This window comes from Streptococcus sp. FSL L8-0526 (genome assembly GCF_038007145.1).
GTDB lineage: Bacteria > Bacillota > Bacilli > Lactobacillales > Streptococcaceae > Streptococcus > Streptococcus thermophilus.
The window spans coordinates 212680-237321 of the sequence record NZ_JBBOWP010000002.1; the positions used below are offsets into that span (position 1 = coordinate 212680).

Annotated in this window: 23 protein-coding genes and 2 pseudogenes; 24 read left to right on the plus strand and 1 reads right to left on the minus strand. The window is 41.4% G+C overall.

Features of this window, described 5'->3' with window-relative positions; genetic code table 11:
- Positions 1-30: 30 nt before the first annotated feature.
- From NSQ85_RS08320 to NSQ85_RS08365, 8 genes and pseudogenes are all read left to right on the plus strand, one after another.
- Positions 31-696: pseudogene (locus NSQ85_RS08320) on the plus strand (SH3 domain-containing protein); the annotation flags it as partial.
- Between the two features lie 386 nt (positions 697-1082).
- Positions 1083-2010 (plus strand): annotated as a pseudogene (locus NSQ85_RS10750) (SH3 domain-containing protein).
- 132 nt (positions 2011-2142) lie between these two features.
- On the plus strand, positions 2143-2931 hold the full coding sequence (locus tag NSQ85_RS08340) for a carbon-nitrogen family hydrolase (RefSeq protein WP_014608049.1): 789 nt from the start codon (positions 2143-2145) through the stop codon (positions 2929-2931).
- A 9-nt stretch (positions 2932-2940) separates the two neighbouring features.
- A complete protein-coding gene (locus tag NSQ85_RS08345) occupies positions 2941-4122 on the plus strand; it encodes a pyridoxal phosphate-dependent aminotransferase (protein WP_014608050.1) in 1182 nt (393 codons plus the stop codon).
- 127 nt (positions 4123-4249) lie between these two features.
- The gene (gene argC / locus NSQ85_RS08350; protein WP_014608051.1) at positions 4250-5272 is read left to right on the plus strand and encodes an N-acetyl-gamma-glutamyl-phosphate reductase; all 1023 of its coding nucleotides are present in this window, start codon (positions 4250-4252) and stop codon (positions 5270-5272) included.
- Positions 5273-5300: 28 nt separating this feature from the next.
- Positions 5301-6494: a bifunctional glutamate N-acetyltransferase/amino-acid acetyltransferase ArgJ gene (gene argJ, locus NSQ85_RS08355; RefSeq protein ID WP_002949910.1), complete on the plus strand. Its 1194-nt coding sequence runs from the start codon at positions 5301-5303 to the stop codon at positions 6492-6494.
- Positions 6495-6520: 26 nt separating this feature from the next.
- The gene (gene argB, locus NSQ85_RS08360) at positions 6521-7258 is read left to right on the plus strand and encodes an acetylglutamate kinase (RefSeq protein WP_084828546.1); all 738 of its coding nucleotides are present in this window, start codon (positions 6521-6523) and stop codon (positions 7256-7258) included.
- 3 nt (positions 7259-7261) lie between these two features.
- On the plus strand, positions 7262-8392 hold the full coding sequence (locus NSQ85_RS08365) for an acetylornithine transaminase (RefSeq protein WP_023909447.1): 1131 nt from the start codon (positions 7262-7264) through the stop codon (positions 8390-8392).
- A gap of 40 nt (positions 8393-8432) precedes the next feature.
- Here the strand turns inward: NSQ85_RS08365 and NSQ85_RS08370 are convergent, their stop codons facing one another.
- On the minus strand, positions 8433-9311 hold the full coding sequence (locus NSQ85_RS08370; protein WP_179974297.1) for a polysaccharide deacetylase family protein: 879 nt from the start codon (positions 9309-9311) through the stop codon (positions 8433-8435).
- A gap of 173 nt (positions 9312-9484) precedes the next feature.
- Between NSQ85_RS08370 and NSQ85_RS08375 the strand changes: the two genes are divergently transcribed.
- The 16 genes from NSQ85_RS08375 to NSQ85_RS08450 all read left to right on the plus strand — a co-directional run bounded on the left by NSQ85_RS08375 (position 9485) and on the right by NSQ85_RS08450 (position 24426).
- Complete coding sequence (locus NSQ85_RS08375) at positions 9485-10771, plus strand: homoserine dehydrogenase (protein ID WP_179974298.1); 1287 nt, start codon at positions 9485-9487, stop codon at positions 10769-10771.
- Between the two features lie 83 nt (positions 10772-10854).
- The gene (gene thrB, locus NSQ85_RS08380) at positions 10855-11715 is read left to right on the plus strand and encodes a homoserine kinase (protein WP_179974299.1); all 861 of its coding nucleotides are present in this window, start codon (positions 10855-10857) and stop codon (positions 11713-11715) included.
- Positions 11708-12592, plus strand: coding sequence for an EamA family transporter RarD (gene rarD / locus NSQ85_RS08385; protein WP_179974300.1), 885 nt, complete (start codon positions 11708-11710; stop codon positions 12590-12592). Before thrB ends, rarD begins: the two co-directional genes overlap by 8 nt.
- 112 nt (positions 12593-12704) lie before the next feature.
- Positions 12705-13322, plus strand: coding sequence for a PepSY domain-containing protein (locus NSQ85_RS08390; RefSeq protein WP_340781672.1), 618 nt, complete (start codon positions 12705-12707; stop codon positions 13320-13322).
- 134 nt (positions 13323-13456) lie between these two features.
- Positions 13457-13660 carry a hypothetical protein gene (locus tag NSQ85_RS08395; RefSeq protein WP_179974302.1) on the plus strand — a complete coding sequence of 68 codons (204 nt, stop codon included), beginning with the start codon at positions 13457-13459 and terminating at the stop codon, positions 13658-13660.
- Positions 13661-14108: 448 nt separating this feature from the next.
- Complete coding sequence (locus NSQ85_RS08400; protein ID WP_179974303.1) at positions 14109-14684, plus strand: flavin reductase family protein; 576 nt, start codon at positions 14109-14111, stop codon at positions 14682-14684.
- Entirely contained in the window at positions 14671-15240 is a 570-nt protein-coding gene (locus NSQ85_RS08405) for a GNAT family N-acetyltransferase (protein WP_179974304.1), read from the plus strand. Before NSQ85_RS08400 ends, NSQ85_RS08405 begins: the two co-directional genes overlap by 14 nt.
- Before the next feature lie 29 nt (positions 15241-15269).
- Entirely contained in the window at positions 15270-17921 is a 2652-nt protein-coding gene (locus NSQ85_RS08410; protein ID WP_340781675.1) for a valine--tRNA ligase, read from the plus strand.
- Between the two features lie 176 nt (positions 17922-18097).
- The gene (locus NSQ85_RS08415) at positions 18098-18295 is read left to right on the plus strand and encodes a F0F1 ATP synthase subunit C (protein WP_179974306.1); all 198 of its coding nucleotides are present in this window, start codon (positions 18098-18100) and stop codon (positions 18293-18295) included.
- A gap of 35 nt (positions 18296-18330) precedes the next feature.
- Positions 18331-19038: a F0F1 ATP synthase subunit A gene (atpB, locus tag NSQ85_RS08420; RefSeq protein WP_179972716.1), complete on the plus strand. Its 708-nt coding sequence runs from the start codon at positions 18331-18333 to the stop codon at positions 19036-19038.
- 20 nt (positions 19039-19058) lie between these two features.
- Positions 19059-19556: a F0F1 ATP synthase subunit B gene (gene atpF, locus NSQ85_RS08425; protein ID WP_179974307.1), complete on the plus strand. Its 498-nt coding sequence runs from the start codon at positions 19059-19061 to the stop codon at positions 19554-19556.
- Positions 19556-20092 carry a F0F1 ATP synthase subunit delta gene (locus NSQ85_RS08430; protein WP_179972718.1) on the plus strand — a complete coding sequence of 179 codons (537 nt, stop codon included), beginning with the start codon at positions 19556-19558 and terminating at the stop codon, positions 20090-20092. The genes atpF and NSQ85_RS08430 overlap by 1 nt, the downstream gene beginning before the upstream one ends.
- Before the next feature lie 15 nt (positions 20093-20107).
- Entirely contained in the window at positions 20108-21613 is a 1506-nt protein-coding gene (gene atpA / locus NSQ85_RS08435; RefSeq protein WP_179972719.1) for a F0F1 ATP synthase subunit alpha, read from the plus strand.
- Between the two features lie 18 nt (positions 21614-21631).
- Positions 21632-22510 (plus strand): F0F1 ATP synthase subunit gamma, encoded by an 879-nt coding sequence (locus NSQ85_RS08440; RefSeq protein WP_179972720.1) that lies wholly within the window; start codon positions 21632-21634, stop codon positions 22508-22510.
- Positions 22511-22587: 77 nt separating this feature from the next.
- The gene (gene atpD, locus NSQ85_RS08445; RefSeq protein ID WP_179972721.1) at positions 22588-23994 is read left to right on the plus strand and encodes a F0F1 ATP synthase subunit beta; all 1407 of its coding nucleotides are present in this window, start codon (positions 22588-22590) and stop codon (positions 23992-23994) included.
- A gap of 12 nt (positions 23995-24006) precedes the next feature.
- Entirely contained in the window at positions 24007-24426 is a 420-nt protein-coding gene (locus tag NSQ85_RS08450; protein ID WP_179973204.1) for a F0F1 ATP synthase subunit epsilon, read from the plus strand.
- The last annotated feature ends 216 nt before the right edge of the window (positions 24427-24642 follow it).

Genomic DNA, 24642 nt, shown 5'->3' on the forward strand with positions numbered 1-24642 from the left:
TAGATTTATTGGTCAACTTTGCAACAGAACCTTATCAGTAATGTATCAGATCAAAATGGTGTCGTAGGAGTGTCTGTTCCAATCTGGTCTGAAAGGAATGGCCAAGATGACATCATTTGGTACAATGCGACTCGTCTTAATAATCGTAACTACAAGGTTAATGTCGGTCTAAGTGACCACAAGAATGAACGTGGTCTCTACAATGTACATCTTTACTTTGTTGAAACTAATGGTAAATTAGTTGGTGTGGGTGGCACAACTCACACAGTTCCTGCCAAGGTTGAAGAAACTCATATAACTACTGGCCATAGCCTTCCTGACTCAGGAACTTATACCTTCAAAGAACGTTCTATTATTAAAGCAGAACCAAGTGTCGTAAGCCCAGAGTTGGCCTACTATGATGCTGGTATGTCTGTTAACTATGACAAAGTGGTGACTGCAGATGGTCATACATGGCTCTCTTATGTTAGTCGTGGAGGTAACCGCCGTTACATTGCTATTGATGGTAAGGCAACAGCAGTTGCTCAATCAGCAAGCCCAAGCCTAGCGATAACTGGAACCTATACCTTTACAAAACCTAGCTCTATTAAGGCTCAACCAAGTGTTGCTAGCCCAGAGTTAGCCTACTATGATAAGGTCATGTCCGTTCGCTATGACAAGGTCCTAACAGCTGATGGCCACACCTGGTTGTCTTAAGTAACCTATAGCGTTTAAGACGCTATGTGGTGGATATTTCTTAAGAGTTGTAACATCACTCTCTTTAACTAGTACGAAAAAGATTACTATTTGTTTAGTAATCTTTTTACTTTTGATTTTTAGAAAATAACGAATATATAAATATAAGTCGGTCATTTTTGTCGATTATGACGAAAATCGGATAGTTTATGAGTTTATGATTAAAGTGGGAACAAGTCAAAAAAATTGGTATACTAGTGGGCAAGTGAGAAATATTTAGTAATATTTTGTAAAACACTTGTAATGTTTGTTACCTAGCGTTACAATCAACCTGTAACATCAATTTGATAGGGAGAATAATTGATATGAAACGAGAAAAATTTTTACACGAACAATAACGTTTTTCAATTCGTAAATATTCTTTTGGGGCTGCGTCAGTTCTTTTAGGAGCTAGTTTGGTCTTTGCGAGCCAAGCTTTGGCTGACGAACACCACGAAGTAGCAACAACCTCAGATACCATTTTGCGTGCGACTTCAGATAGTGATGCTATGACAGCGACTGATATTTTCAGTGGCGTAGCAACAGATGGAGTAGCGTCAAGTAATAAAGCAAGCCAAGTCTCAACAACTAGCCAAACCGCTAGTGAAGCTGCTACTAGCGAGGCTACAAGTGAAGTGAGTGCTAGTATCTCACAAGCAGCATATAAAACATCTGAATCAACAGTTGCCAGCTCAGAAGCAGCAAGTGGTACAAATACTTCATCTGAAACAGTCACTAACTTTGATGTATCTGCCTTAACGAGAGCAGCTGTCAATACTAGTTTGGTGAGCCAACCGGATACAACTACAGCAAGCGGCCTTCTAAGCCAAGGAACTTATGTCTACAAGGAGCGTACAGAAATAAAGAATCAACCGAAGGTTTCTGCCAAGGCTGAATTCTATGTGAATCCAGGGGGACAGCGTCTTTTACGACCAAGTCGTGACAGCTGACGGCTACCAATGGATTAGCTACAAATCATACTCTGGTGTGCGTTATTATGCTCAAGTGAAACCGGTGGAAGCTGGTAGTGGTGACGGTAATAGTGGTAATGGGAATGGGAATCCTTCTAATGACGCTTAGGCCACAACAGGTGCTTTGAACATCCCAGCGACAGGAACTTTCTACTTTACACGCGATACAGATATTAAGAAGGAACCAAAAGAAGACCTCAAACCCACTTTTGTTTTTGGCAAGGGAGACCATGTCATCTATGATAAGGTTTTGACAGCCGATGGCCGCACATGGCTCTCATACATGACAATGAGTGGTGCTCGTCGTTACGTCAATATTGCTTAATGAGATAAAAAGTCTGGTTAGACAATGTGTCCAGCCTTTTTTGATAGCCTCTCTTTATCAGATGATTGAATTTTTCAATTTTTGTGATGTCTTTTGGAGTGCTATAATGGTTAACATAGAATCGAGGTTACTATGAAAATTGCATTGGTACAGATGGATGTTGCCCACGGACAGCCTGTGGAAAATAAAAAGCACGTGAAAGAGATGTTGGAAAGAGCACTTGTTGCTAATCCCGATGTCATTGTACTTCCTGAAATGTGGAATACAGGCTACGCTTTAGATGAACTGGATGGGCTTGCAGATAAGGAAGGTTTGGAATCTCAAGAATTCTTGTCTCAGTTTGCCAGAGAACATGCTGTTGCTATTCTTGGAGGGTCTGTTGCTATTGAGAGAGACGGAAAATTCTACAATACGACTTATGTTTACAACAAGTCTGGGAACCTAATCAATATCTACAGTAAGGTCCATCTCTTTGGTCTTATGGCAGAGGACCGGTATATGTCTGCTGGGGATGCGGAGTCTATTTTTGAGCTTGATGGTGTGATAGCGGCAAGTGTCATTTGTTATGATATTCGTTTTCCTGAGTGGGTGCGAACACAGATGGCACAAGGGGCCAAGGTGCTTTTTGTGGTAGCGCAGTGGCCAGAACCTCGAGTGCAGCAATGGGAGATTTTATTAAAGGCGCGTGCGGTTGAAAATCAAGCCTTTGTGGTAGCCGTTAACCGTGTCGGAGCAGGACCAGATCCAGATGATGTCTTTTCAGGGCATTCTATGATTATAGATCCACTAGGAAATGTAGTCTTGCAGGCTAAGGAATATGAGGAGGGCATTTTTACGGCTGAGATTAATCTTGAAGAGGTGGACCGAGTGCGAGGTCAAATTCCCGTTTTTGAGGACCGTCGCACGGACTTGTATTATTAGGGAGATTTTATGTTATTTGAAGAATCGGATTTATTGAAAGAATTGCCAGAACAGTTTTTTGCAGGGTTGGTTGCTAAGGTGAATGCCAAGGTGGCAGAAGGAGCAAATATTATCAATCTTGGTCAGGGAAATCCCGACCAACCGACCTATGACCATATTGTTGAGGCCTTGCGTGTCTCAGCGAAAAATCCTGCCAGTCACAAGTATTCGCAGTTTCGTGGCAATCGTCCTTTTAAGGAAGCAGCTGCTAGTTTTTACAAGAACCATTATGGGGTTGATTTGGATTCGGAGCGTGAAATTTGTGTCATGGGTGGGGCTAAGATTGGTCTTGTGGAATTGCCTCTAGCTTTGATGAATCCTGGTGAGCTCCTGCTCTTACCTGATCCAGGTTATCCTGATTACTTGTCGGGAGTGAGTCTGGGTCGTGTAGCCTATGAAACTTTTCCTTTGACGGCTGAAAATGATTTTTTGCCAGATTTGGAAGCTATTCCTGAGGGGACAGCTCGCCGTGCTAAGTTTATCTATATCAATTACCCTAATAATCCTACGGGGGCTGTAGCGACAAAGGCTTTTTATGAAAAATTGGTTGCCTGGGCTAAGACCTACGAGGTAGGGGTGGTGAGTGATCTGGCTTACGGGGCTTTGGGCTATCAGGGTTATGAGAATCCTAGTTTTTTGGCAACTCCTGGTGCCAAGGATGTAGGCATTGAGTTTTATACTTTCTCAAAAACCTTTAATATGGCAGGTTGGCGTTTGGCATTTGCGGGTGGAAATGCTGAAATGATTGAAGCCTTGAATCTGATTCAAGACCATCTTTTTGTGGGGATTTTTCCCGCTTTGCAGGAAGCTGGGATTGCAGCCCTCTTAGATCCTAAATCTGAAGAAGCAGTGGCCCAACTAAATGCGGTTTATGATAGCCGTCGAGATGCTTTTGTTCAGGTAGCTGCTAATATTGGCTGGCAAGCCTTTCCATCCAGAGGTTCCTTTTATGCTTGGATGCCTGTACCTAAGGGCTATACCAGTGAAAGTTTTGCAGATCTTTTGCTTGAGAAGGCCCATGTTGCTGTGGCACCAGGAAAAGGGTTTGGACCAGCAGGTGATGCTTATGTTCGTATCGGGCTTTTGGTAGAGCCGGAGCGTCTGGTCGAAGCTGTCAATCGTATTGCTGACCTGCATTTATTTAATAACTAGATAGCAATTATGAAAACAAGCAGCTAAAAAATACTGCTTGTTTTTTCATGTTTTTGCATTTCCCTCTTGACAAATGAATAAAAATTCAATAAACTAATCACATATTTATTCAAAAAGGAGTGCGTAAATGAAAGTTTCAATCGTTGGTATCACTGGTTATAGTGGTTTAGAGTTAGTTAAAATTTTGAATAATCATAAAAAAGTAGAACTTGTTTCTATTCACGCAACCAAGGAAGTGGGCCGACGATTGTCTGATGTGTACCCCTATTTGGCAGGTGTTTGTGATTTAAAAATAGAATATTTTGATGCGCAAGAGATTATAGAAAAGGCAGACTTAGTCTTCTTTGCTACACCTTCTGGAGTTGCTAGTTCGCTAGCAGAGGAATTTGTTCAGGCTGATTTTCCTATTATTGATTTGTCTGGTGATCATCGCTTGCCAGCAGATGTTTATCAAGAATGGTATAAAAAATCACCTGCCAAGAAAATGATTTTGAATAAATTTACATATGCATTGTCAGAATATACAGATGTTAAGGGTAAGAAATTTATTGCCAATCCTGGATGCTATGCGACAGCGACAGAGTTAGCCATGATTCCTTTGGTGGCAGCCGGTCTTATTGAGACTGATAGTATCATTGTAGATGCCAAGTCTGGTTTAACTGGTGCGGGTAAAGCTTTGAGTGAGTCTAGTCATTTTGTTAATGTTCACGATAATTACATGACTTATAAGCTCAATCATCATCAGCATATTCCAGAGATTGTACAAACTTTGCAGGCTTTTGATGCTGATATGCCGGAGATTCAGTTTTCAACGTCGCTTTTACCGGTTAATCGTGGAATCATGGCTACAGTTTATTGCAAATTGAAGAAGGACGTAGCTGTCTCTGATATCGCTTCAGCCTTTGCAAAAGCCTATGATGATAAACCTTTTGTACGTGTACAAGAAAACTTACCAGAACTACATAATGTCATTGGATCGAATTTTACAGACATCGGCTTTGCCTATAATGAGAAAACCAATGTTATGACAGTTATTTCAGTCATTGATAATCTGCTAAAAGGAGCATCTGGACAGGCAGTGCAAAATCTCAACCTCATGCAGGGGTGGGATGAGACGGAAGGTTTACATATGAAACCGTCATACTTGTAGATGTAAGCATAGAGTTAGGAGAAAAAATATGAAAGTCATAGATGGAACAATTGCTAGCCCGCTAGGATTCTCAGCAGATGGGCTACATGCAGGATTTAAAAAGAGAAAGATGGATTTTGGTTGGATTGTCTCTGAAAAGCCAGCTAGTGTTGCAGGTGTTTACACGACCAACAAGGTTATTGCAGCTCCTCTGATTGTAACCAAGACCTCGGTGAAAAAAGCTGGTAAAATGAGGGCTATTGTCGTTAACTCAGGTGTAGCCAATTCTTGTACAGGGACCCAAGGCTTAGAAGATGCATACACCATGCAGGAGTGGACAGCTGAAAAGCTAGGTGTTGAACCTGATATGATTGGTGTGGCTTCTACAGGGATTATCGGTGAGTTGCTACCAATGGATACCTTGAAAAATGGTCTTTCCAAGTTGGTGGTAAATGGAAACGCGAATGATTTTGCCAAGGCGATTTTGACGACAGATACAGCGACTAAGACTATTGCTGTGACGGAGACTTTTGGACGTGATGTAGTCACTATGGCTGGTGTTGCTAAGGGCTCAGGTATGATTCACCCTAATATGGCGACAATGCTTGGGTTTATTACTTGTGATGCTAATATTTCTAGCGATACTCTTCAATTGGCCTTGAGCCAAAATGTTGAAAAGACCTTTAATCAGATTACGGTTGATGGGGATACTTCGACCAATGATATGGTTCTTGTCATGTCCAATGGTTGCGCGCTCAATGATGAGATTCTGCCAGATACACCAGAGTTCGATAAATTTTCGAAAATGCTTAATTTCGTGATGCAAGAACTGGCTAAGAAGATTGCCAAGGATGGTGAAGGCGCCAATAAGCTCATCCAGGTTGATGTGGTCAATGCTCCTAATGCCCTTGATGCCCGTATGATGGCAAAATCTGTAGTCGGTTCAAGTCTGGTCAAAACAGCCATCTTTGGTGAAGATCCTAACTGGGGGCGTATTTTAGCTGCTGTTGGCTATGCCGGTGTGGATGTGCCTGTGGACAATGTTGATATCATGCTTGGCGGTCTGCCAGTCATGCTAGCCTCTAGTCCTGTGACCTTTGATGATGAAGAAATGAAAGACATCATGCACGGGGATGAAGTGACCATAACAGTAGACCTTCATTCGGGCCAAGAAAAAGGGACGGCATGGGGTTGTGACCTCTCTTACGATTACGTTAAAATTAACGCTCTCTACCACACCTAGACTATTTATGACAAAGGAGTTAACTAATGACTACCGAATATATTGTAATTAAGATTGGTGGAGTAGCCAGTAAACAGCTAACTCCTGAGATACTGGCTAAACTGTCAGAATGGCAGCAGGCTGGTCAAAAAATAATCATCGTCCATGGGGGTGGCTTTGCTATCAATCAACTCATGGAGGAACATGACATCACAATTCACAAGGTCAATAGTCTACGTGTGACGAGTCAGTCAGATATGGTCTTAATTAAAGAAGCCTTGGTTGACATAGTTGGGAAAAACTTGGCGGGTCAGTTGACACAAGCGGGTTTTCCAATCTATCAGGTTGTAGATGAGCTGCCAGATCTTGTTCATGCTGATTTTTTAGATCAAGAGATCTATGGTTACGTGGGAGAGGTCAAGTCTATTACTAATCAGACCCTAGTGGCACTTCTATCTCAAGGCAAGATACCATTGATTCCTAGCTTAGGTTACAGTGAGCAGGGTGATTTGCTGAATATCAACGCCGATTACCTTGCAAGAGCGGTGGCTATTAGTCTAGGAGCCAAAAAGCTTATTCTCATGACAGATGTCAAGGGTGTTTTAGAGAATGGGCAGGTTTTGAATCATTTGAATATTGTAGATGTTCAGAAAAAAGTAGATTCAGGTGTGATTACTGGAGGCATGATTCCTAAAATTCAAAGCGCTGTTCAGACGGTTGAATCTGGTGTTGATCAGGTCATTATTGGTGATAACCTTACAGATGGTACAATAATCAAGGAGTAAACGATGACAAAATTATTTTCAAATTATAAACGGGCAGCGATTGATTTTGCTTCGGCTCAAGGCAATTATTTGACAGATACCACTGGCAAGACCTATTTGGATTTTTCATCTGGTATCGGGGTGACTAATCTTGGCTATCATCCCCGTGTCAATCAAGCTCTAACAGATCAGGTAGGCAAGATTTTGCACCAGCCTAACCTTTATTACAATCAGTTGCAAGAAGATGTTGCCGGTCTTTTAACTGGTGACAAGGACTATCTGGCCTTTTTCTGTAACAGTGGTGCAGAAGCCAATGAGGCAGCCATAAAAATCGCCCGTAAGGCATCGGGTAAACAAGAAATCATTACCTTCCAAAATTCCTTCCACGGTCGAACCTTCGGATCCATGTCTGCCACTGGTCAGGATAAAATAAAACAAGGTTTTGGTGAAGGCGTGCCCCACTTTAGCTATGCCATTTTTAACGACATGGACAGTGTTAAGGCTCTAGCCAATAAAGAAACGTCGGCCATTATGCTTGAGTTGGTTCAAGGAGAATCAGGTGTTCAACCAGCGGACAAGGCCTTTGTCAAGGCTTTGTCTGATTACTGTCAGGAAACTGGTATTTATCTCATCGTAGACGAAGTTCAGACTGGTATTGGTCGTACTGGCAAGCTCTTTGCTTATGAACATTACGATATTGAGCCAGACATCTTTACCCTGGCCAAAGGTTTGGCAAATGGTGTACCAGTTGGTGCCATGCTTGCTAAGTCATCTCTTGGAGGGGCTTTCTCTTATGGAAGTCACGGCTCTACTTTTGGTGGCAATAAACTATCTATGGCAGCGGCCAAGGCTACGCTTGAAGTCATGTTGACTCCAGGTTTTCTGGATACTGCCCTTGAAAATGGGAACAAGCTACAAGTTAAATTGCAAGAGGTCTTGTCTGATAAAGAGACAGTGACCACTGTGCGTGGATTGGGCTACATGATTGGAATTGAGACTACTGGAAATCTAAGTGAACTGGTACAAGCTGCTAGAGATAAGGGATTAATTGTCTTAACTGCAGGGACAAATGTTATCCGTCTTCTGCCTCCAATCACTCTAAGTGATGCTGGAATCGAAAAAGGTGTGGCTATCCTATCAGAAATATTTGACTAGACAAGAAGAAATCACTTGATTTACAGTCAAGTGATTTCTTTTACTTATTGTCAGTAGTAATCTTGCTTAGAAGTCCTTTAGCTGTTGTTGTCGGCAGAATACGGACACGATTAAGTGAGAGAAGGCCATCATTGGCACTCGCTAATCCTTCGTTAGTTGTCAGGCCTAACTTGTAAGTTTTCTTAGCTAGGTCCAGTGTTGTTTGATTGTAGCGACCTGATGGATAAGCAATGGTGTTGACCTTGGTGTTGAGTTTGTCTTCAAGAAAGTCAATAGAATTCGTTAATTCATCCTTTTGCGTCGCCTTGTCAGTGACAGACAAATCAGGGTGGTTGACCGTATGAGATTGGAAGCTCATGCCGTGTGCCATCATTTCTTTCATCTGTTTAACGGTCAGATTTCCAACGTTCCCTTTCTTGACAAAGCCAGTGATTATATTATTGGTTGCCTTCGCCTTGTATTTTTTGAGAATTGGGTAGGCAATTGTATAGAAGTCTTCGTTACCATCGTCAAAGGTCAGCCAGACAACCTTATTAGCAGGTAGGGCATTTTCAGAGAAGGCTTTGTAGGCTTCTTCAGGCGTTAGAAAGTAGTATCCAGCATCTACCATGGCCTTAATTTGCGCTTCAAAATTGTCCGGAGCAACAATGAGGTTAGCGTTAGAGGCCTCAGATGGATCCATAACGTGAACAGCATGGTACATGAGGATAGGGATTTGAACAGGATCATCATAGGTTTTCCACTTAGCTGTACTCTTAGATTGACTGGTCTGATTCTGTTGTTGGTTGTTTGTCGACTGATTTGGTCGGTTTAGCATAAAAACGGCCAATAGACCAAGAAGGACGAGGTTTAGGACAAGCAGAAGTAGTTTCAATTTTTTTCTTTTAACTTGACTTGTTTTTTTCTTTTGAGAAGTCATTGTATCCCCTTTCAAATAGGTCAAGCTATTATTCTAACAAAAATAGGGTGAAAATGCACAGAATTTTCAGTAAAAAAGAATACTTGTCTCCTTAAATGGCAGAAATATTCTGTCAATTACGATAGAAATATGGTACAATTAAAAAAATGTATGTTTTTAAGGAGAGATCATAAATGTCTATTAAAATTGGATTGCTTGGCTTTGGTACAGTAGCTAGCGGTATTCCTTTTCTCTTGAAGGAAAATGGTGAAAAGGTTTTTGCAGCTTCACGTGACCAACTTGAAATTGCCAAAGTTTTGGTTAAAGATGACGAGGAAAAAGATCGTCTTATCGCTGCCGGAAACGACTACAATTTTGTCACAAATGTTGACGAAATCCTTAACGATGAAGAGATTCAAATCGTTGTAGAATTGATAGGACGTATCGAGCCAGCTCGTACCTTCATCACAAAAGCGCTTGAAGCAGGTAAAAACGTTGTCTCTGCCAATAAGGACTTGATTGCTACTCATGGAAAAGAGTTAATTGCTCTTGCTGAAGATAAGGGTGTGGCTTTCTACTATGAAGCTGCTGTTGCCGGTGGTATTCCAATTTTGCGTACTTTGGCTAACTCTTTGACATCTGACAAGGTGACTCGTATCCTTGGTGTGCTTAACGGTACATCTAACTTTATGATGACTAAGATGGTTGATGAAGGTTGGTCATATGAGGACGCCCTCAAGACTGCTCAAGAACTTGGTTATGCTGAAAGTGATCCAACCAACGACGTTGAAGGGTATGACGCCGCTTATAAAGCTGTTATCCTTAGCCAATTTGGTTTTGGTGCTACAATTGATTTTGACGACGTATCTCACAAAGGCATTACGAACATCTCTACAGACGATGTGGCTGTTGCTCAAGAATTGGGTTATGTTATCAAATTGGTTGGTGATGTGCGTGAAGTGGAATCAGGTATTTCAGCAGAAGTATCACCAACATTCTTGCCAAAAAATCACCCACTTGCTAGCGTCAACGATGTTATGAATGCAGTCTTTGTTGAATCTATCGGTATCGGTGAATCTATGTATTACGGTCCAGGTGCTGGTCAAAAACCAACAGCAACATCTGTTTTGGCAGACATTATCCGTATTGCTCGTCGTCTTTCAGATGGCAATGTGGGTAAACCATTTAATGAGTTCCATCGTGACTTGCCATTAGCTAATCCAGCGGACGTTAAGAGCAATTACTACTTTGCCCTTGATACGCCAGATGAAAAAGGTAAAATCCTTCACTTGTCTGAAATCTTCAACTCAGAAGATATTTCATTTGAACAAGTCTTGCAACAAAAAGCAAATGGCACAACAGCTCGTATCGTTGTGATTACACATGCTATGTCTAAGACACAACTCAAAGCTGTTACTGAAAAACTTGAAGCAGCAGAAGATTTCACAGTTGTCAATACATTGAAAGTTTTGTCTAACTAATTGATAAGCCCATACTGGTGCGTATAAGAAAGGTATTCAAGGAGAAAAGTCGCTAATAGCTTTCCTCCTTTTGGTGTGTTATTATGAAAATTACTGTTCCAGCAACATCTGCCAATATTGGTCCAGGTTTTGATTCTGTGGGTGTTGCCGTCTCTAAATATTTGACAATTGAGGTGCTTGAACCAGCAGATGTATGGTTTATTGAACATGATTTGGGAGATATTCCTTCAGATGAAAATAACCTCCTCATTTCAACTGCCTTGCAAGTTAAGTCTGATTTGCAGCCCCATAAATTGGTGATGGCCTCAGATATTCCCTTGGCGCGTGGGCTAGGTTCTTCTAGCTCAGTTATTGTCGCAGGGATTGAGTTAGCCAATCAATTGGCAGATCTGAAGCTCTCAGATGACGATAAACTTGATATTGCAACCAAGATTGAAGGTCACCCAGACAATGTTGCCCCAGCTATCTTTGGAAATCTCGTTGTAGCCTCTTATGTGAATGAACATGTTAATAGCATCGTTACAGAGTTTCCAGAGTGTGCCTTTGTCGCCTTTATTCCGAGCTATGAACTTAAGACGTCTGATTCACGTGGCGTTCTTCCAAGTGATTTGTCTTACAAAGATGCTGTGGCTGCATCATCTATTGCCAACGTTGCCATTGCGGCCCTTTTTGCAGGGGATTTGGTTAAAGCGGGACGTGCCATCCAAGGAGACATGTTCCACGAGCGCTACCGCCAAAAATTGGTTAAAGAATTTGCAACTATTAAGGAATTGTCAGGTCAATACGGTGCTTATGCGACCTATCTTTCAGGCGCTGGCCCAACAGTTATGACCTTGACACCAAATGATCAAGCTGAGGCTCTAAAAACGGCTATCGATGGTCTTGGTTTAGATGGTGAAACCCTCATCCTATCTGTGGATAAAGGAGGTGTTGTCGTTGACTAGAAAAAATCAAGGGCTACTCTTTGGTCTAGCCACCTATATTCAATGGGGATTTCTATCCCTTTTTTGGAAGCTTTTAGCAGGTGTTTCGGCTTACAACACCTTCTCGTGGCGGATTGTTTTTACAGTGGTGACTATGCTGACTTACGCCCTAGTCGCTAAGCAAAATACACGTTTCAAAAAGGAACTTGTAGAACTTTGGCAAGATAAGAAAGCCTTGCTTCGTATGCTACTTGCTAGTTTTTTCATAGCAGCTAACTGGTTGATTTATATCTATGCTGTGGGTCATGGTCAAGCGACGCAGGCTAGCCTGGGCTATTACATTTTGCCTATTGTTTCTATCCTGTTTGCCCTCATTTTTCTTCGTGAATCATTGAGTAGGACCATGTGGGCAGCAGTAGTATTGGCCTTTATAGGAGTATTGGTTCTTATTGCCAATACAGGAAAACTTCCCATGGTTTCATTGGGGTTAGCTCTGAGCTTTGGTTTCTATAGTCTAATCAAAAAAGGGGTTAGGATTTCCAGTGACGTAGCCATGCTAGTAGAAAGTGGCTTGCTACTACCTTTTGTAGCTATCTATCTCGTTTTCTTTTCTCCAGAATCATTTTCTTCCTATTCGAGCATGGAAATGTTTCTCCTAGCCATATCCGGTGTGGTGACGGCCGTTCCATTGCTTTGCTTCTCAGAGGCAGTCAAAAGGGCACCGCTTAACCTTATTGGTTTCATCCAGTATCTTAGTCCTACGATTCAACTTCTCGTAGCCATCCTCATTTTTGGTGAGAAGGTCAGCTTTGGAGAGTTGAAAGGCTTCTTCTTTATCTGGATGGCTATACTAGTCTTTGTAACTGGCCAAATAGTAACATTTCGTAGAAGTTCCTGATAGCTATCGGGAACTTTTTATAATGCCGATCTAAAAATGAGCCAAGTTTATCTGACAATTTTAGAACTTTAAGATATAATAGTAGTATTAGATTAAAATAGAGGAGAATTTTATGCGAAAAATGAAAAAGCTAGTGAGGTATCTGCTTCTGCTCGCTATTCCAGTTGCCATCGCTGCAGCCTTGTTTGTTTTTAACGGCTCAGGTTATCGCTTGTCAGAACAAGATGCTGCAGACATTGCTTACAAAAATGCAGGTGTCAAAACTTCTGAGATATCTCAATCAATAGTCTCAAAATCACGTTCTGGATTTCATGGAAATTATGAGATTAGTTTCACAACGTCAGACAATCATTTTGAGTATACGATTGACGGTCTGTCAGGGTCTATTTTGAAACATAAGAGTGACCATCTAATGTCTAAAGATGTTGATGGTGCTCAAAAAGGTGGAGAGCCTAAAGACGAGACTCAATCTAGCGAAAGTAAGGACGAGACGGCAGTGTCCAAAGAAACTGCACAAACGACAGCTCTTAATCATGCTGGCCTAGATGAAGGTTCTGTAACAAACTTGAAAACTGAGTTGAAGACCAAAGGAGACGGTAAAGTCTACAATATCAGTTTTGATTATGCTGCTAGTGGACTACGTTATAAATACGCGGTAAATGCTGATTCAGGAGCTATTGTAGTCTATACGACAGAGTATCTCACAGGAGCTACTGCAGCTGCGCAATAGATCCATAGATAGTGGGAAAGTTCTCCTTATTTATTAAGGAGAAGCCTTGCAATTTCTCTGAAATGTTGTAAACTTAAAGTGAAAACGATAACAGCAATTTTAGAGGGTGCCATAGAATCAAGGAGGATTTGACCATGAAAGAATTCCAAGCATTTAAAGATACGCTTAGTAATAAGGCTCTCAAAGACATTTACGATGAAAGTAAGTTGGAAGTCCAAAATGAAACAACTGAAGGTACGGAAGCCTTCTCAGTTGCCTTGGCAACCCAAATGGCTATAAATCTGCTTGAAAGCTATGAAAAATGGCTCAAAGAAGAAAGAACTAAGGAAGAAAAGTAAGATGAGATCCTTATCGACAGACAGGATTTTTCTAATGAGAATATAATATAATGAGGACATGGGTTCATCTTTTAAGGTGAAATCGGTAGTCTAACTTATTTGCAAATTCAGGTCCCCACAATTTCATTTGTCTTGAGATTAAAAATGTGATAGAATAAGACCATTCAGAGGTGCTTTGAAGCCCATTTGTCACAGGAAGCGGTGGTACTGAGAAATCCGCACAAATGTCAAAGCTGGTTGCTGATGGTCAAATTGAATAAAGAAAGCTGTGAGTGGTTGCCACTCAAAACTGGGTGGTACCGCGGATACATATTCGTCCCTGTCATGTTTATGGCAGGGATTTTTTATAGCTTTAAAAGAACCAAGACCGAAGGTCGCAGGTGAATTTAAAGATATTGGTGCAGACGGAGCGAAAGCGAGGTCAACATTGCTAGCAAAGGAGGGTGACATGAAACAATCTTTTGAGACTAGTAAATTGTATTATGATTTTCCTATTTTTATCTTGGGTTATCAGGATCAGACCTATGGTTATAATGTAACGACCTGTAGTTCTTCCTGCAGTTTAGGGGATTGGCTTGTCTTCGGGGTAGGTAGCGAGGAAAATGCAGCAGACCAGATTAAACATTATCAGAAGTTCACTGTGAATATTCCTGAAAGTTTCATGCTTCAGATGGAGCAGGCTGGATTTATTAGTCACCGTGAAAAGATTGCTGAACTCCGCTTAGATTTCCGACCTTCTAAACTGACACAAGCACCTATCTTGGATGCCTGCCCAGTCGTTCTAGATTGTAAGGTTGACAGAATTATTGAGGAAGATGGTACCTGCCATATCTTTGCTAAGATTTTAGATCGCCTTGCAGATTCTGATTTGCTAGATGGCAGGGGCCATTTTAAAAATGACTGCTTTGCCCCAACTTACTTTTATGGGGACGGCCATCAGCGTTTTTACCGTTATCTAGATGACCGAGTCGACCCTATGGGAAGCTTTATCAAGAAAGCGAGGAAGAAGAATGACAAGAACTGAGTTACCTGAACGAATCGAGACGGAGCGTCTGATCCTGCGAGTCCGTACAGTCGCGGATGCGGAGGATATCTATGCCTACGCTAGTCTCCCAGAGGTCTCTTGTCCAGCGGGCTTTCCGCCCGTTAAGACCTTGAAAGATGAGATTTATTACCTAGAACATATCCTTCCAAAGCGCAATCAAAAGGATAATCTCCCAGATGGTTACGGCATCGTGGTCAAAGGAACCGATAACATCGTCGGCTCTGTTGATTTCAACCATCGCCACGAAGATGATGTACTTGAGATTGGCTATACCTTGCACCCAGACTATTGGGGCCGAGGTTATGTACCAGAAGCAGCGCAAGCCTTGATTGATCTGGCTTTTAAAGAATTGGGGCTTCACAAGATTGAACTAACTTGCTTTGGCTATAACCTTCAAAGTCAACGAATCGCAGAGAAGCTTGGTTTCACCCTTGAAGCTTGCATAAGGGATCGCAAAGATGCCCAAGGCAACCGTTATGACAATCTGATATATGGATTGCTGAAGAGTGAATGGGAAGTCAAAGATCAACATTAAAAATAGAAATAACTAGAAAGGACACGCACATGTCTAAAGAACTTTCACCTAAATACAATCCAGCTGAGGTTGAGGCTGGTCGTTACCAAAAATGGCTCGATGAAGATGTTTTCAAGCCTTCAGGCGATAAAAAGGCTAAGCCTTATTCCATTGTCATTCCACCGCCAAACGTAACCGGAAAACTTCACTTGGGTCACGCTTGGGATACAACTTTGCAGGATATCATTACCCGTCAAAAACGTATGCAAGGTTTTGATACGCTTTGGCTTCCAGGTATGGACCACGCTGGAATTGCCACTCAAGCTAAGGTTGAAGCTCGTTTGGCCGAAAGTGACATTTCTCGATATGACCTTGGTCGTGAGAAATTCCTTGATAAAGTCTGGGAATGGAAAGACGAGTATGCGGTAACTATCAAGGAACAATGGGGTAAGATGGGGCTCTCTGTAGACTACTCTCGTGAGCGTTTCACCCTTGACGAGGGGTTGTCAAAAGCTGTTCGCAAGGTCTTTGTAGAGCTTTACAAAAAAGGTTGGATTTACCGTGGTGAGTTTATCATCAACTGGGATCCAAAAGCCCGCACAGCCCTTTCTGATATTGAAGTCATTCACAAGGATGTGGAAGGTGCTTTCTACCACATGAACTACATGTTAGAAGACGGTTCACGTGCCCTGGAAGTGGCAACAACTCGTCCTGAAACCATGTTTGGGGATACTGCCGTAGCCGTTAACCCAAATGATGATCGTTATAAAGACTTGATTGGTAAAAATGTTATCTTGCCAATCTTGAACAAGCCAATCCCAATCGTTGGCGATGAACACGCAGACCCAGAATTTGGTACTGGTGTGGTTAAAATCACTCCTGCTCATGACCCTAACGACTTCTTAGTTGGTCAACGCCATAACTTGCCACAAGTCAATGTCATGAATGATGATGGTACCATGAATGAATTGGCTGGCGAATTCAACGGTATGGACCGCTTTGAAGCACGTAAGGCCGTTGTTAAGAAGTTGGAAGAAATAGGTGCCCTTGTCGAAATCGAAAAGATGACTCACTCAGTTGGTCACTCAGAACGTACAGGTGTGCCTGTTGAACCACGCTTGTCTACACAATGGTTCGTTAAGATGGACCAACTGGCTAAAAATGCCATCGCTAACCAAGACACAGACGATAAGGTTGATTTCTATCCACCTCGTTTCAATGATACCTTCCTTCAATGGATGGAAAATGTCCACGACTGGGTTATCTCTCGTCAGCTTTGGTGGGGTCACCAAATCCCTGCTTGGTATAATGCTAAAGGTGAAATGTACGTTGGCGAAGAAGCACCAGAAGGTGACGGCTGGAAACAAGACGAAGATGTCTTGGATACTTGGTTCAGTTCTGCCCTCTGGCCATTCTCAACTATGGGCTGGCCTGATGTTGACTCAGAAGACTTCAAACGTTACTTCCCAACCTCAACACTTGTCACTGGTTATGACATCATCTTCTTCTGGGTGTCTCGTATGATCTTTCAATCATTGGAATTCACTGGTCGCCAACCATTTAAGAATGTCCTTATCCACGGTCTTATCCGTGACGAGCAAGGACGTAAGATGTCTAAGTCCCTTGGTAACGGCATTGACCCAATGGATGTTATCGAAAAATACGGTGCTGATGCCCTTCGTTGGTTCCTTTCAAACGGTTCTGCACCAGGTCAAGACGTGCGCTTCTCCTACGAGAAAATGGATGCTTCTTGGAACTTCATTAACAAGATTTGGAACATCTCTCGTTACATCCTTATGAACAATGAAGGGTTGACCTTGGATGCGGCGCGTGAAAATGTAGCTAAAGTGGCTGCTGGTCAAGCAGGTAATGTCACAGACCGTTGGATTCTCCACAATCTCAACGAAACTATCGGAAAAGTTACTGAAAACTTTGACAAGTTTGAATTCGGAGTGGCTGGACACATCCTTTACAACTTTATCTGGGATGAGTTTGCGGACTGGTATGTTGAGTTGACTAAGGAAGTGCTTTACAGCGATAACGAGGACGAGAAAGTCATCACTCGTTCTGTCCTACTTTACACTTTGGACCAAATCTTGCGTCTCCTTCACCCAATCATGCCATTCGTGACAGAGGAAATCTTTGGTCAAATCTCAGAAGGCTCTATCGTCACAGCTGAATACCCAGTGGTTCGTCCAGAATTTGAAAATGAAGAAGCGGCAGCTGGCGTTGAGGCCCTTAAAGACGTGATTCGATCAGTTCGTAACTCACGTGCAGAAGTTAACGTAGCGCCAAGCAAGCCGATCACCATCTTGATTAAGACTAGCGACAGCAAGCTCGAGGCCTTCTTTAATGACAACATCAATTACATCAAACGCTTCACAAATCCAGAACACTTGGAAATTGCAGCAGATGTCGAAGTACCTGACTTGGTTATGTCAAGCATCATCACAGGCGCAGAAATTTACTTGCCACTCGCAGACCTTCTCAATGTCGAAGAAGAGTTGGCTCGTCTTGAAAAAGAATTGGCTAAATGGCAAAAAGAACTTGACATGGTTGGTAAGAAACTCTCTAACGAGCGCTTCGTAGCCAATGCCAAACCAGAAGTCGTCCAAAAAGAACGCGCCAAACAAGAAGACTACAAAGCTAAATACGATGCGACTGTAGTGCGTATTGATGAGATGAAGAAATTGGTGAAATAGACAAAGAGACACGGTGAAATGCCGTGTCTTTTATCAAAAGTAAACGCTTACACAAAAAAATGAAAATGTCAGGCAAAGTCAGTGAAAATGTCCAAAAAATCGTCAATTCATTGACTTTCGTAAAAAATAGGACTAGAATGGCATGGTAAAAAAATAATTAAAAGGAGAATTCTACTATGAATTTAACTATCTTAGCCCTCGGTTTGGCCGTTATGGGTGTATCTATTGGTGAGGGTATCCTCGTTGCCAATATTGCTAAGGCTGCAGCTCGCCAACCTGAGATGTTTAGTAAACTTCAAACATTGATGTTTATTGGTGTTGCCTTCATCGAAGGTACTTTCTTCGTATTGTTTGCCCTTAGCTACATTGTCTAATAGACAAATAAAAAAAGATGGAGGAGGGATGAGCAGTGGAAACTACAAGTAATCCAACCGTCTCATTATTTGGGATTGATTTTGACTTGACGATCCTTGCCATGTCTCTCTTGACAGTAATTATCGTTTTTGGAGTGGTTTTTTGGTCAAGTCGTGATATGACCATTAAACCAAAGGGAAAACAAAATGTACTCGAGTTTATCTATGAATTTGTGAACAACACCATTTCTCAAAGTCTTGGAAAATTCACAAAAAATTATAGTTTGCTCTTGTTTGTGATTTTCACTTTTGTGTTTACAGCAAACAACTTAGGTCTGCTTGTATCTATTAAAAGTGAGCATTACAATTTTTGGTCTTCTCCAACATCGAATTTCGGTGTTACTATCACTCTTTCTTTGATTATTACCCTCGTTAGTCATATTGAGGGGATTCGTAAAAAAGGGTTTAAAGGCTATCTCAAAGGTTACATTTCACCATACCCAGCTATGCTACCGATGAACATTTTGGAACAATTTACCGACCTTGCATCATTGGCCTTGCGTTTGTTTGGTAACATTTATTCTGGTGAGGTAGTAACTGACTTGATTCTTCAATTAGTGACATGGTCTGTTTTTGCAGCACCTGTGTCCTTTGCTTTGAACCTTGTCTGGGTTGCCTTTTCAGCTTTTATTGGGTTCATTCAAGCCTATGTCTTTATTATCCTAAGTTCTAAATACATTGGTGATAAAGTCAACGAAGAATAATTAAGAAAGGGAAAAATGAAATGTCATTACTGATTAATAGTACGACACTTGGTAATATGATTATTACGCTCGGCTCAGTTTTTCTCTTGTATTACCTCATTCGTAAATTCGCATGGGATCAAATTACAGGAATCTTTGTCGCTCGTGAAAAGAAAATTGCCGCAGATATTGATAGTGCTGAAAATGCTCGTCAAGAAGCAGAAATCTTGGTACAAAAACGTCAAGATGAGTTAGCTGCCGCTCGCACAGAAGCAACTCAGATTATTGATGAGGCCAAGAAAACTGGTAAAATTAAAGAGTCAAAAATCATTGCAGAAGCATATGATGAAGCTAAACGCTTGAAAGAGAAAGCAAATCAAGATATTGCCCGAAGCTGGGCGGAAGCACTTGCTGGTGTTAAAGGTGAGGTTGCTGACTTGACTGTCCTTTTGGCAGAAAAAGTCATTAAACAAAACCTTGATGCAAAAGCGCAATCCGACTTGATTGATAGCTATCTTGATCAATTAGGAGATGCTTAATGGATAAGAAAACACAAGCTCTTGTTGAGCAATATGCCAGAAGTCTGGTAGAAGTCGCTTTTGAACAAGACGCCGTGTCAACAATCCAAGAAGAAGTAAGGCAAATCCTAACAGTTTTTGCTGAAACAAATCTAAAAACCTTCTTGTCTCAAGTAAATGTGACAAGCGAGGCTAAGAAGGAAAGTTTAAGTTTCTTTCAAGAATCTTGTTCAGTATACATGAACAATTTTCTTAAGATAATTTCACTCAATGACCGAGCTAACATTCTTTATGATGTCTTGAAATTGGTTCTTGAGCTCTTTGATCAAGAAGACAACACTTACGATGTCACTGTGACATCAGCAAGTCCCTTGTCTGAAGAACAAAAAACTAAACTTTTGACGATAGTTTCACAAAAATTTGAGATTAAGACACGTCGTTTAGTAGAAAAAATTGATGAGGAACTCATTGGAGGATTCGTCATCAAAGCAAAGAATAAGTTTGTTGACACGTCAATTCGCAGTCAATTACAAACATTTAAAATGAATTTGAAATAGAAAGTGGTGTGACTTTTGGCAATTAATGCACAAGAAATTAGCGCTTTAATTAAAAAGCAAATTGAAAACTTCCAGCCAAATTTTGACGTCACAGAAACTGGTGTAGTCACTTATATCGGTGATGGTATTGCCCGTGCTCGTGGACTTGATAATGCCATGAGTGGAGAACTTCTCGAATTTTCAAACGGTGTCTTCGGTATGGCTCAAAACCTTGAGTCTAATGACGTTGGTATCATTATTCTTGGAGATTTTTATACAATTCGTGAAGGTGATGAAGTTAAACGTACTGGTAAAATCATGGAAGTACCAGTAGGTGAAGCTCTTATTGGTCGTGTCGTAAACCCACTTGGTCAACCAATGGATGGTCTTGGAGATATCAAGACAACTGCAGCTCGTCCAGTTGAAGCACCTGCACCAGGCGTTATGCAACGTAAATCAGTTTCTGAACCACTCCAAACTGGTCTTAAAGCGATTGATGCTTTGGTTCCAATTGGACGTGGTCAACGTGAGTTAATCATCGGTGACCGTCAAACAGGTAAAACATCTGTTGCGATTGATGCAATTTTGAACCAAAAAGGACAAGATGTGATTTGTATCTATGTTGCTATTGGTCAAAAAGAATCAACTGTTCGTACACAAGTTGAAACACTTCGTAAACATGGTGCTCTTGATTACACAATCGTTGTGACAGCTTCAGCTGCACAACCATCACCATTGCTTTACATCGCGCCTTACGCTGGTGTTGCAATGGCTGAAGAGTTCATGTATAACGGAAAACATGTCTTGATTGTTTATGATGATTTGTCTAAGCAAGCCGTGGCTTACCGTGAACTTTCATTGCTTCTCCGTCGTCCACCAGGTCGTGAAGCCTACCCAGGGGATGTATTCTATCTCCACTCACGTCTTTTGGAACGTTCAGCTAAGGTTTCAGATGATCTTGGTGGTGGTTCAATTACTGCCTTGCCAATCATCCAAACACAAGCAGGAGATATCTCAGCTTATATCGCGACAAACGTTATTTCTATCACAGATGGACAAATCTTCTTGCAAGAAAATCTTTTCAACTCAGGTATTCGTCCTGCGATTGATGCTGGTTCTTCAGTATCACGTGTTGGTGGTTCAGCACAAATCAAAGCAATGAAGAAAGTTGCTGGTACCCTTCGTCTTGACTTGGCTTCTTACCGTGAACTTGAAGCCTTTACACAATTCGGTTCTGATTTGGATGCCGCAACACAAGCTAAACTTAATCGTGGACGTCGTACAGTTGAAGTGCTTAAACAACCACTTCATAAACCACTTCCGGTTGAAAAACAAGTTCTTATTCTTTACGCTTTGACACATGGTTTCTTGGACAGTGTTCCGGTTGATCAAATCTTGGATTTTGAAGAAGCCCTCTATGACTACTTTGATAGCCATCATGAGGATATCTTTGAAACAATCCGTTCAACTAAGGATCTTCCTGAAGAAGCTGTGCTTAATGAAGCTATCCAAGCTTTCAAAGATCAATCGGAATACAAATAGAGATAGGGAGGACAGCATATGGCAGGCTCTCTAAGAGAAATCAAAGCAAAAATTGCTTCAACTAAGGAAACGAGTCATATTACAGGAGCCATGCAAATGGTTTCTGCTTCTAAATTGACACGTTCTGAGCAAGCTGCTAAAGATTTCCAAATCTATTCCTCAAAAATTAGACAGATCACAACAGATCTTCTACATTCAGAATTGGTTAACGGTTCTTCAAATCCGATGTTGGATGCACGTCCAGTTCGTAAGTCAGGGTATATTGTCATTACTTCAGATAAGGGATTAGTTGGAGGATATAATTCAACTATTCTTAAAGCTGTCTTGGATATGATTAAACGTGACCATGATTCTGAAGATGAATATGCTATCATCTCTATTGGTGGAATAGGTTCGGATTTCTTCAAAGCTCGTAACATGAATGTTGCTTTTGAACTTCGTGGCCTTGAAGATCAACCTAGTTTCGATCAAGTCGGGAAAATCATTTCTAAAGCTGTAGGAATGTATCAAAATGAGCTTTTTGATGAACTTTATGTGTGTTACAATCATCATGTTAATAGTTTGTCTCGTGTAGTTCGTGTTGAAAAAATGCTTCCAATTGTTGATTTGGATCCCAATGAATCTGAAGGCCATGTATTGACCAAGTTTGAATTAGAACCAGATCGTGATACTATTTTGGATCAACTCTTGCCACAATATGCTGAGAGTCTTATCTACGGTGCTATCGTAGATGCCAAAACAGCTGAGCATGCTGCTGGTATGACCGCAATGCAGACTGCCACTGATAATGCTAAGAAAATGATTAACGATTTGACACTTCAATACAACCGTGCACGTCAAGCAGCCATTACTCAGGAAATCACTGAGATTGTTGGCGGTGCTAGTGCACTTGAATAGCTAGAGATTTGTCTTGATTTGACATACAATAAAAAGGGGATGATTGTCATCCAGAAAACTATCATAAGGAGAAAACAATGAGCTCAGGAAAAATTGTTCAGGTTGTTGGTCCTGTTGTAGACGTAGCGTTTGCAACTGGCGATAAACTTCCTGAGATTAACAATGCATTGGTCGTTTACACTGATGAAGAAAAGTCTAAACGTATCGTGCTCGAAGTAGCTCTTGAACTTGGAGAAGGTGTGGTTCGTACCATTGCCATGGAATCTACTGATGGATTGACTCGTGGGCTAGAAGTTCTGGACACAGGTCGTCCAATCAGTGTTCCTGTTGGTAAAGAAACTCTTGGACGTGTTTTTAACGTGCTTGGAGATACCATTGACTTGGAAGCACCTTTTGCAGATGATGCAAAGCGTGAACCAATTCATAAAAAAGCACCTACCTTCGATGAATTGTCAACAAGTACTGAAATCCTTGAAACAGGGATTAAAGTTATCGACTTGCTTGCCCCTTATCTTAAAGGCGGTAAAGTCGGACTTTTCGGTGGTGCTGGTGTTGGTAAAACTGTCCTTATTCAAGAGCTGATTCACAACATTGCTCAAGAGCACGGTGGTATTTCCGTGTTTACGGGTGTTGGGGAACGTTCACGTGAAGGTAATGACCTTTACTGGGAAATGAAAGAATCTGGCGTTATCGAAAAAACAGCCATGGTCTTTGGTCAAATGAATGAACCACCTGGAGCACGTATGCGTGTTGCCCTTACTGGTTTGACTATCGCTGAATATTTCCGTGATGTTGAAGGACAAGACGTGCTTCTCTTCATTGATAATATCTTCCGTTTCACTCAAGCAGGTTCTGAAGTATCAGCCCTTCTTGGTCGTATGCCATCAGCCGTTGGTTACCAACCTACATTGGCAACTGAAATGGGTCAATTGCAAGAACGTATCACATCAACTAAAAAAGGTTCTATTACCTCAATCCAAGCTATCTATGTCCCAGCCGATGACTACACTGACCCAGCGCCAGCAACAACATTCGCTCACTTGGATTCAACAACTAACCTTGAACGTAAGTTGACACAAATGGGTATTTATCCAGCTGTTGACCCATTGGCATCAAGCTCACGTGCCCTTTCACCTGAAATTGTTGGTGAAGAACACTATGCTGTTGCGACTGAAGTTCAACGAGTACTTCAACGATACCGTGAATTGCAAGATATTATCGCTATCCTTGGTATGGATGAATTGTCGGACGAAGATAAAACATTGGTTGGACGTGCTCGTCGTATCCAATTCTTCTTGTCACAAAACTTCAATGTTGCTGAACAGTTTACAGGTCAACCAGGTTCTTATGTTCCAGTTGCTGAAACTGTTCGTGGCTTTAAAGAAATCCTTGAAGGTAAATATGACAATCTTCCTGAAGATGCCTTTCGTAGCGTAGGGCCAATTGAGGATGTAGTAGCTAAAGCTAAAGCTATGGGCTACTAATGAGGTGAAGATATGGCACAAATGACCGTACAAGTGGTAACTCCAGATGGTCTTAAATATGACCACCATGCCAGCTTTATCCACGCGGTTACTAAAGATGGTCAAATTGGTATTTTGCCAGGCCATATTAACTTGATTGCTCCACTTGAAGTGGATGAGCTCAAGGTTCGTCGTGTGGATGACGAGAGTCACGTCGATTGGATTGCCGTAAACGGTGGTATCATCGAAGTTAAAGATGATTTCATTACTATCGTTGCCAATTCAGCAGAACGTGATCGCGATATTGATGTTTCTCGTGCCGAACGTGCCAAGAGACGTGCCGAACGTGTCTTGGAAGAAGCAACAAAATCTGACCGTAATGATGAAGTTCAACGTGCTCAGGTTGCTCTCCGTCGAGCACTTAATCGTATCAATGTCGGTAAAAAAAAATAAGATAAAAAAGCGGGACCTAAGTCTCGTTTTTTTTGTTTATCCTTAAAGAAAATATGAGAACTAGCAATATTACTACAGAAAGCTAGTTTACAAATGAATTTGAGTATAAAAGATTAAATAAAAGTTTTAGAAATGAAAACGGTTAATTTATCTTTTACTTTAGTTTAAGATATCAAAGTGTTATAATATATGCTGTTAGCTTTATGTTTTTTTATG